This is a genomic window from Coleofasciculus sp. E1-EBD-02 (genome assembly GCF_040218245.1).
Lineage (GTDB): Bacteria > Cyanobacteriota > Cyanobacteriia > Cyanobacteriales > Coleofasciculaceae > Coleofasciculus.
Map to the genome: position 1 here is coordinate 22300 of NZ_JAVJQN010000026.1, position 8768 is coordinate 31067.

Sequence of the window (8768 nt, forward strand, 5' to 3'; positions counted from 1 at the left end):
ATGTCACTTTATGAACAGATTGCCCACCGTCGCCAGGATGTCTATCCCGAACCTGACCAGTTTAAACCCGAACGCTTTATGCATCAGCAGTTTTCCCCGTATGAGTATTTCCCCTTCGGCGGCGGTAGTCGTAGCTGCATCGGCATGGCATTGTCCTTATTTGAAATGAAACTGGTTTTGGCAACGGTTCTATGCCGTTATCAGTTGGCGATTGCCCCCAACACGTCTGTACAACCGTGGCGACGAGGGATTACCATTGTTCCCTCTAAGGCTTGTCCCATGATGGTGAAGACCCAGCGTCATGTTCATTCAGCTAGAGAAAAAGTCATAAGTTATCAGTAATCCGTTGTAAAATAGAGTACCTTTTTGATCTGATTGCTCGACCCAAAACGGGAAACAAGAATAGATCAGCGCTAGTCTACTGGATGTCTAACTTGCTCTCATGACCACAAAGTTCATTGCTCATTCCCCAAATAAGTTATGGTTAGCGGCGCTTAAACCACCGATGTATAGCGTGGCTATCATTCCCATTTGGATTGGTACGGCTGTAGCCTACGGGGAAACGCACCTTATGCATTGGGGAATCTTTAGCACATTTTTACTGTCAGCTATTTTAATTATTGCTTGGCTCAACCTTAGTAATGATGTCTTTGATTCAGAAACAGGAATTGATCACAACAAACATCATTCACTGGTGAATTTAACCGGGAATAAAGCGTTAATTTTTGGGTTAAGTAATCTATTTTTAGCCGCAGGTATCCTGGGAATCATCGCGATCGCGTGGTGGCAACGGGATTGGACGGTGATTGGCATTGTCTTGCTTTGCTGCGCTTTGGGGTATAGTTACCAAGGTCCTCCCTTCCGCCTGGGGTATCAAGGGTTAGGTGAGGTGATCTGCTTTTTTACCTTTGGTCCCATGGCGGTGGCGGCGGCTTACTACTCCCAAGCCCAAACCTTCTCGTCAACGGGGTTAGCTGCCTCAATCATTATCGGCATTAGTACCTCGATTATTTTATTTTGCTCCCATTTCCATCAAGTTGAAGACGATATAGCCGCCGGAAAGCGATCGCCGATTGTTCGCTTGGGAACTCAACGTGGTGCTAAACTCCTTCCTTGGTTAAGCGGCAGCATTTTTGCCTTGACGGGTTTGTTTATTGTGTTAGGAATGTTTCCGATTTGGACAGGATTAATCGTTCTGAGTTTACCCTTTGCTGTTGAGTTAGTCCAGCATGTTTGCGACTATCATGATCAACCGACGAAAGTCAGCAATTGTAAATTTATCGCCGTTAAGCTGCATTTTTGGAGTGGACTATTATTCGGATGGGGCTTTGTTCTCTCGAATCTTTCTCTCTAAGTAATGGGGGAACAGGGAACAGGGAACAATAAGGATTTGAGGTTGGTTAACATTTCTTAGTACAACGTACAGAATGTATGTCCAGGTACTTCATCTAGGATACTCAGAACTTTGCTTTGGAGAGGATGCTGCGATATTTGGGCAGGAGTTCTATTGATCCCCAGCCCTGGTTGAGATAGTAGTATCATAAAGTAAGGTATAAAAAAATAAATTAAACTATTTCACAGCCTCCAGCGTTGAAGCTAGGAGTTTTTTGTGACTGAACTTTAAATAAAATTGCCGAGATTAATTTCCATCTCCTGAACGATATGGGGGTGAGTCAGTGTTAATCCCTTGGAGAGAGGTAAGTCTAAGAGCCAGAAGTCTACAATCTAGTTAGTCGTCCATGATTCACTCACCTGAGTAGGCTGAAGCGCTCTAAGCTGAGTGAAGTTCATGCACCAGTATTAGGGTTGGTTAATACTCAGGAAAGAATCTCGCATAGATGCTGACTGTGAGTGCAAGATTGGCAGGCGGCTGAGGTTCATCCCCTTTAATAGAATCCCAACCTAAATAAAAAGAAGGACAACTATTGAGGTTGAAGTTAATGAGTTTCAGCCAATTTAATTCGTCCTTTTTTCTAATCTCATCATTAACAAAGGATTCAATTATGCAACTTATGGACATGTCAAAACCCCACAAAAGTACTTCAACGAACAGAGAAGCTTGGTGGCAAACTCCTGTACTCAATCGTCGGGCATGGACGTGGGAAGATGCGCGTAATGTGAAACACCAAGGCGAATGGTGGCAGAATGCGGTTATTTATCAGATTTCCCCGCAGAGTTTTAAAGACAGTGATGGCAATGGTGTCGGTGACTTGAATGGCATTATAGAACAACTCGATTACATTACCTCTTTAGGTGTCGATGCCATCTGGCTGTGTCCGATTTATGAATCCCCGATGGAAGATTTTGGCTATGACATTACCGATATGCGGGATATCGACCCGCTTTTTGGCTCTCTAGAGGATTTTAAACGATTACTGGCAGTGTCTCACTCCATGGGATTGAAAGTTCTGCTGGATCAAGTTTGGAGTCATACCTCTGATAAGCATCCCTGGTTTCTCGAAAGTCGGCAAAATAAAAATAATCCTAAGGCAGACTGGTATATTTGGGCAGACCCCAAGCCTGATGGTTCACCCCCCAACAACTGGTTATCCGCATTTATGGGTCACAGTGCTTGGCAATGGGGACCCGAACGTAAACAATTTTATATGTACAATTTCTTAGAAAGCCAACCTGACCTGAACTGGCACAATCCAGATGTGGTTGACGCGATTTTGGTACGGGCAAAATTCTGGTTGGATTTAGGAATTGATGGGTTCCGCATCGATGCGCCTAACTTTTTCATGCACGACGCCCAATTGCGAGATAATCCCGTTCGCCCGGATGATGCGTCTTTACCGGATGGTGTCGCTGCTGATAATCCGGTGGTTCGGCAACTGTTTAAATACAACTTCTGCCGTCGAGAAACCTTAAACGCCCTCAAACCTATCCGTGATTTAATGGATCAGTATCCGGGTACGGTTGCCTTAGGCGAAGTGACGTTCTGTGAAGATTCGATTGCCCTTGCCAGTGAATTTGTAGAAGGTGATGAACGCTTACACATGGCGTATCATAGTGGGCTTCTCGTCGATGAACCCATAAGCGCTAGACTCATGCGCCAGATGATGGAAAAAGTGCTAAATAACTTTACCGAAGGCGGTGATTGTTGGATTGTCGGCAATCATGACTATGGTCGCTTGCGATCGCGCTGGACTGGAAAGGATGCTCAGGGAAATCCTTATCCAGAAGAATTTTATCACATGATCGCCGCACTGCTACTTTCTTTACCGGGTGCAATCTGTCTCTACCAGGGTGATGAACTAGGGTTAACTGAGGCAAGAATCCCTGAAGATATTCCGGTGGACGATATTAAAGACCCCTTTGGTCAAGCCCTTTACCCAGCAATTAAAGGACGAGACGGTTCTCGCACCCCAATGCCGTGGCAAGCGGATGCCCCCCACGCTGGATTTACCACGGCAGAAAAACCCTGGCTACCTGTTGCCGATTCCCATTATCAACGGGCGGTGAATCTGCAAAATCGAGATCCGAACTCCTTGCTAAATACCTGGCGTCGTTTACTTCACTGGCGCAAAAAACAACCGGCATTAGAAGCAGGCAACTTGGAAATTCTGGAGACAGAGGAACCGATTTTTGCCTTTATCCGGGACTATGCAGAACAGCGAATCCTGTGTGTTTTCAATTTGAGTAACGAATCTGCCCGCTATGACTTGTCGGGATATCCAGGGTGTAAGGAAACCGAAGGATTAGGCTTTATCACGAATCGCCAGGGTGAGACGCTGGAAATTCCTGGCTATAGTGTCTTCTTTTGTAATATGCCCCCAACCTGTGATTATCAACTGAAGTCGAATTAAGGGTAGCGTGTAGAGACGTTGCATGCAACGTCTCTACATTTGTTGGTTATGCTAATCCTTCCACAACCGGATGGAAGTAAAATGCCAACCCCAACACCAAATAAGCCGCAATTAGCAAAATTCCCTCCAACCAGTTCGACTTCCCATCAGAACTAATGGAATTGGCGATTAACACCGCCACAGCTACGGCTACCAGTTCAAAGGGGTTAAAATCCAAATCCATCGGCTGACCCAAAAACCAACCCGCAATCACCAAGACAGGGGCGACAAATAAGGCAATTTGTAAACTTGATCCCACCGCCACCGACACCGACAAATCCATCTTATTTTTCATCGCCACAGTCACCGCCGTAGCGTGTTCGGCGGCATTGCCAATAATGGGTAATAGAATCACCCCTGTAAATAGGGCAGTTAATCCTAACTGGGAGGTAGCTTCCTCCAACGTCCCCACCAATAGTTCCGACTCTAACGCCACCAAAAGGGTGACTCCCAGTAACACCCCCATCCATAAGCCTAAATTCACCTTATGTTCCGGTTCCTCGGTGGAGGAGGAAACATCGTTTCCCTCTTGGGACTCAACATCCACCATGCCCACATCCAACAAATAGCTGTGGGTTTTCATCGAAAATAATAAGGTAAGAGCATAAACCACAATCAACACCCCCGCCACAGCAATCGATAATCTTTGTAACGTCGCTTCATCAATGTCAGGCGTCGTAGCATCCATCGCCGTCGGTAGCAACATGGCAATGACAGCCAAATTCATTGAGGACGCATTTACCCGTGCCACAATCGGTTGAAAGTCCTGTTCCTTGTAGCGTAATCCCCCCAAAAGCATAGATAAGCCCATCACCAGCAGCAAGTTGCCAATAATTGATCCCGTAATCGTGGCTTTAACCACATTGACTAAGCCAGCATTGAGGGCAATCAGGGCAATAATCAGTTCTGTCGCATTACCAAACGTGGCATTCAGCAACCCGCCCAAGGTAGGTCCTGCTACAACCGCAATTTCCTCCGTCGCCGTTCCCATCCACGCCGCCAAGGGAACGATCGCCAAACAGGAGGTAATAAAGACTATAGCTGATCCCCATTCCAGAAAATGCGCGGCGATGGAAATGGGGACAAAAAGTAACAACAGTGACAGAATCGTGTTTTTGTTTAGCATATAAGAACCAGCAAAGAGGCACAGATTTACGTTAACGGTCAGGATTGGTATTTGTCATCGGTCAGAGAACAGGGAACAGGGAACAGGGAACAGGCAATAGGGAATAGGCAATGGGCAATGGGCAATAGGCAATGGGCAATAGGTAAGGTAGAGTTTTGAGTTAACTTCCCCAGCTTCCCCAGCTCCCCCTGCTCCCCCAGCTTCCCCAGCTCCCCCTGCTCCCCCAGCTTCCCCATCTCCCCCATCACCCCATCACACCCTCAACCCTGCAACTTCCCAGGAAGATGTGCAATAATCGGCAAGAGTTGCTATAGTGCGTCTAAGTTTTGTGAACTGACCGCAACGTTATATGAAGTTTTATCGATTTTCAGTAAATCTTGCGGTTGAATAAAAAACTGAAGGGACAGATTGTTACACGTTCATCCCTAAATGCAAGTTTAGCCACTGGTGTCAATGCTTTTTTCTAAGGATCTGGGTATACATTCCGTACACTGTACTAAGAAATGATAAGGAGACTCAAATCCTTACAAAGGACGAAGGACGAATGACGAATGACGAATGACAATCCTCACCGTTAACTTGACTTTTGTCCGACTACTTATACCGAGCTGGCGTTCTCTACTGAAATGGCTAGCTTCCAACCTAAAATTCGTTTAGCGAATCTCTCAACTTATCCCTACTCAAGAGCGAAAATTAGTAGAGTAAGGGAATCTGTCTGACTCGTTTTCTGTGGAATTTGGTGATCTAAATGACTTCTGCTGCTGAACTTTCAGCTTCACAAGCTGCGGCAAATCCCATCCCTACCTTATCCGAGGAGGCTGGGCGAGACCATGATCCCCTACAGACAGCTAGGGGCGTCTACGTAACGGTTCACGGGCATTTTTATCAACCCCCCCGTGAAAACCCTTATCTGGATACCATTGAACGTCAGCCCTCGGCGGCTCCGTTTGATAACTGGAATGAGCGGATTCATCACGAATGCTATCGCCCCAACGCCTTTGCCCGGGTGTTAAATGGTTGCGGCGAAGTGGTGGGGATCGTTAATACCTTTGAATATCTCAGCTTTAATATTGGTCCGACGCTGATGTCGTGGCTAGAACGCTACGACATGGAAGTGTATGAGCGGATAATAGAGGCGGATCGCAAGAGTTGTCAACGGCTCAACGGTCACGGTAATGCGATCGCGCAAGTCTATAACCATATCATTCTTCCCCTCGCCAATGAACGGGATAAATACACCCAAATCCGTTGGGGAATGGAAGATTTCCGCTCTCGCTTTGGTCGTGATCCCGAAGGGATGTGGCTGGCGGAAACGGCGGTAGATTACCCCACCCTGGAAGCGTTAGTGGCAGAAGGGATTAAGTTTATTATTCTTGCTCCCTCCCAAGCCGAACGCTGTCGGGTTTTGCCAACCGAAGACAATCCTGATCCTAAATGGCATGAAGTAGGTGGGGGTCAGATTGATCCCAGCCGCCCTTACCGTTGTTTCCTGGAAAGCGGTGAATTTATCGACATCTTTTTCTACGACGGTCCCATCTCACGGGATATGGGGTTTAGTGATGTTCTCAGTAGTTCGGAACATTTTGCGGGTCGTTTAGGGATCGCGATTCATGGAGATCACCGTCCCTCCCAAATTATCAGTGTGGCAACCGATGGGGAAACCTTCGGACATCACAAACGCCACACGGAAATGTGTATCGCCCATGCTTTTACCCAAGTCTTTCCCCGCCGGAACTGGACGGTGACTAACTTTGCTCATTACCTCAGCATTAGTCCACCAACGTGGGAAGTGATTCTCAAACCCGTCACCGCTTGGAGTTGTTCCCACGGCGTCAACCGTTGGCAGGATGACTGCGGCTGTGGCGGCGGCGGGGGTTGGCATCAAAAATGGCGGCGTCCCCTGCGAGAAAGTTTGAACTGGCTGCGGGATCAGTTGATTCCGGTGTATGACGAGAGGGGGCGTCAGTTTTTCCGTGATCCTTGGGCGGCGCGGGATGAGTATATCCAGGTATTGCGCGATCGCATCGCGTCTCGGAACGAGAATCGCTCTGGGGAAAATGTGAAGCAATTTCTCAACCGTCACAGCGTTGCGCCCCTCTCTCCCACCGACCAAATCGATGCCCTGCGGCTGTTGGAAATGCAACGCCACGCCATGCTGATGTATACCAGTTGTGGCTGGTTCTTTGAGGAAATCTCCCGTCCAGAAGGGGTACAGATTTTACGCTATGCGGCGCGGGCGTTGGAGTTAGCTGGGGAGGTGGCGGGTATCCAGCTTGAGCTAGGGTTCTTGGAGCGCCTACTTGTAGCACCGAGTAATGTAGACTGCTTTAAAACCGGGGATGTGGTCTATCGGCAACTGGTTGTGTCGTCGCAAATTACCTTCCAACAAGTTGCTGCCCATTACGCGATTAGTTCCTTATTTACCAACTATTCCCAACAAGAACGGATCTACTGCTACGAAGCCCACCAGCTTGACTATCAACTCCAACGCATGGGTTCACTGACATTAGCAGTGGGTCAATTGCGACTGGTGTCGGAGATTACCTGGGAAAATATGGAATTGGTGTTTGCCGTTCTCCATATCGGCGGCTGGGACTTCCACTGCTGTATTCAACCCTTTACCGGACGTCGGGCATATACCCAGTTGAGGGATAAGATTTTTGATGCCCTCAAGCAAGCCAGTGCTGCCCATACGATTCTGGCAATGAATCAGATGTTTGGTGAGCAGTCGTTCAGTTTGCAGAATCTGTTTGCGGAGGAACGGCAACGGATTATGCAGCTAATTAGTCAGGAAACCCTGACACGATTAGATCAGCTGTATAACCAGATGTACCGGGATAATTACGGCGTGTTGATGGCATTCCATCGGGATGAATTGCCCGTACCGAAGGAATTACAAGTGGCAGCAGAAATTGCTTTATCCAACCGTTGTCTGATTGCGATTAAAGCGTTAGACATGGAGGTGAGTGATCCCCAAGCTATCAATGCTCAGATCGCTGAATTGGAAGCGATCGCCACTGAAGCGGGACATCTACGCTGTCATCTGAACATCCCAGAAGCCAAGCCAACGCTGGAAACCTTAATTTGGCGATCGCTGTGGCAACTTTTGCATGAGGGTGATCCCGATACCCTCGGCGATGATATCCGCCAGATTGATCGGTTGATTGAGATTGGCAATCGGTTAAGCCTTGGTTTAGCGTTAGACCGTTGTCAGGAACTCTATTTCAACTGTTTACACACCTCAATCGTGCCGCAGTGTGAACTGGCAATTCAAGCCCAACGCTTGAGTGACCAAAAGAATGGACATGATCAGGCGCAGCTTATGGCGGCAAATCCTTGGACAATTATCCGACTACGCCAGTTGCTTCAACTTGGTCAACTGTTGTCTGTGGAAGTGAGTCCTTGGTTAAGTCATTTGATGTAGATAGTAGGGGCTTGGTAACCAAGCATTGGTGTCAACTTAAGCCACATTACCCACGATAGGATACTGGGTGTGGGGTATGGGGTGTGGGGTGTGGGGGGAGCGAGCAATTTTGGCTCACTATGTATTAAAGTTTCCTGTTTGGAAAAAACGTTGTGGATGAATAGGTGAGGTGAATGATGGTATGTGTTAGGTTTTTTAACCGACACCCCACACTCGACACCCGACACCCGACACCCGACACCCTTGCTCAACCGAGCTTTTCGCTCTAAGTTGCTAGTGTAGTATAAAGTCTTGATAGAAGTCTATAACTTATAGGTTATATATCCGTGCGCCTCGTGACTTTTTCAGTTTTGGCAAAAATCAACGTAAA

General features: G+C 47.4%; 6 protein-coding genes. 4 read left to right on the plus strand and 2 right to left on the minus strand.

The annotated features are described in order from the left end of the window. From RIC07_RS04645 to RIC07_RS04655, 3 genes are all read left to right on the plus strand, one after another. On the plus strand, window positions 1-342 hold the full coding sequence (locus RIC07_RS04645; protein ID WP_446393490.1) for a cytochrome P450: 342 nt from the start codon (window positions 1-3) through the stop codon (window positions 340-342). A gap of 100 nt (window positions 343-442) precedes the next feature. Further along, window positions 443-1354, plus strand: coding sequence for a 2-carboxy-1,4-naphthoquinone phytyltransferase (menA, locus tag RIC07_RS04650; RefSeq protein WP_446393491.1), 912 nt, complete (start codon window positions 443-445; stop codon window positions 1352-1354). Between the two features lie 658 nt (window positions 1355-2012). Beyond that, the gene (locus tag RIC07_RS04655; RefSeq protein WP_446393496.1) at window positions 2013-3809 is read left to right on the plus strand and encodes an alpha-glucosidase family protein; all 1797 of its coding nucleotides are present in this window, start codon (window positions 2013-2015) and stop codon (window positions 3807-3809) included. Window positions 3810-3855: 46 nt separating this feature from the next. Here RIC07_RS04655 and cax read toward each other — a convergent pair whose 3' ends face one another. After that, window positions 3856-4974 (minus strand): calcium/proton exchanger, encoded by a 1119-nt coding sequence (gene cax, locus RIC07_RS04660; protein WP_446393492.1) that lies wholly within the window; start codon window positions 4972-4974, stop codon window positions 3856-3858. 38 nt (window positions 4975-5012) lie between these two features. Continuing rightward, the gene (locus tag RIC07_RS04665) at window positions 5013-5210 is read right to left on the minus strand and encodes a hypothetical protein (protein WP_446393493.1); all 198 of its coding nucleotides are present in this window, start codon (window positions 5208-5210) and stop codon (window positions 5013-5015) included. A 512-nt stretch (window positions 5211-5722) separates the two neighbouring features. Between RIC07_RS04665 and RIC07_RS04670 the strand changes: the two genes are divergently transcribed. Then, complete coding sequence (locus RIC07_RS04670) at window positions 5723-8398, plus strand: DUF3536 domain-containing protein (protein WP_446393494.1); 2676 nt, start codon at window positions 5723-5725, stop codon at window positions 8396-8398. Window positions 8399-8768 lie beyond the last annotated feature (370 nt).